This is a genomic window from Lamprobacter sp., from assembly GCF_034860625.1.
GTDB lineage: Bacteria > Pseudomonadota > Gammaproteobacteria > Chromatiales > Chromatiaceae > Lamprobacter.
The window spans coordinates 1-1,216 of record NZ_JAYESN010000558.1; the positions used below are offsets into that span (position 1 = coordinate 1).

Below are 1,216 nucleotides of genomic sequence, written 5' to 3' on the forward strand. Positions count from 1 at the left end.
GGGGTAGACCCAACAGTCGTGTCACCAGCCGCCACTTCGTAAAACGCCATCAAAGCGCGGCCACCTGTCGGAAAACAGATGTTTTCCGACAGCCCTCGAAGATCCTTCCGAAAACCGAGCTTTGGGGCGCTTAGAGTCAACGGAAAACCCTGTCGTAAAGAGTTAGTATGCGGAAACCTCGATTTCGTTGTTTTCCGCTCATGCTCGTCGGCTACATGCGCGTTTCTTCCGACTCTGACCGGCAGAGCACCGACCTGCAGCGCGATGCCCTCTTGTCAGCGGGCGTCGATGCCCGGCAACTCTTCGCGGATCACGCCTCTGGGGCTAAGGATGACCGGCCGGGGCTGAGCAAGGCGCTGGACTTCGTGCAGGCAGGTGATGTGCTGGTTGTCTGGAAGCTGGATCGCCTTGGGCGATCACTCTCCCACCTCCTGACCATTATCGATTCGCTCAAAGACAAGCAGGTCGCCTTCCGCTCGCTGACAGAAGGCATGGATACCACCAAACCTTCTGGCGAACTGCTGTTCCACGTCTTCGGTGCGCTTGCCCAGTACGAACGGGCCTTGACCCAGGAACGGGTCATGGCGGGATTGGCCGCCGCCAAGCGCCGCGGTCGCACCGGTGGCCGGCCACCGGTCATCATCGAAGAGAAGCTCGACGCCATTCTGGCGGCGCTGAACGAGGGCATGTCTAAGGCGGCCGTGTGCCGCAATTTCGGCGTCAAGCGATCGACCCTGATCGACACCCTGGCTCGCATTGGCTGGTCCGGCCCGAGTCCACCTGGAACCGAGCCGCATGCTGGATGATGCGCCGCGCGGCCAAGATCACTGGTACCTCACACCCGATGAGCAGCGACTGGTGGAAGCGAAGCGCCGGGCCAGTCAGCTCGGCTTCGCCGTGCTCTTGGTCTTCTTCCGTGAGCGAGGCCGGTTTCCGCGTGATGCCGCCGAGATTGACGCACAAGCGATCGGTACGCTGAGCGAACAGCTCAATCTGCCGCTTCCCGCAGATGAGGAAGTCTTCCTCAGTGGACGTACCGCCGAGCGCCTGCGCGCCGAGATCAGAAGTCGCTTTGGCTTCCGCGAAGCGACTGTCGCCGACGCGGACACTCTGGCGAGTTGGCTGTGCAATCAGGTCATCGGCGCGATCGGTCGCGAGATCGCGCCACTGATCGAGCGCTTGGAAACGCGCTGTCGCGAGCTCGCCATCGAGCCAC

General features: G+C 62.0%; 2 protein-coding genes. Both read left to right on the forward strand.

All coding sequences use genetic code 11. The features are described 5' to 3' along the window. Positions 1 to 200: 200 nt before the first annotated feature. Positions 201 to 806 carry a recombinase family protein gene (locus tag VBE63_RS29765; protein ID WP_323686575.1) on the forward strand — a complete coding sequence of 202 codons (606 nt, stop codon included), beginning with the start codon at positions 201 to 203 and terminating at the stop codon, positions 804 to 806. Then, positions 796 to 1,216 (forward strand): DUF4158 domain-containing protein (locus VBE63_RS29770; protein WP_323686576.1); only part of this gene is annotated, 421 nt, incomplete at its 3' end. The genes VBE63_RS29765 and VBE63_RS29770, both read left to right, overlap by 11 nt.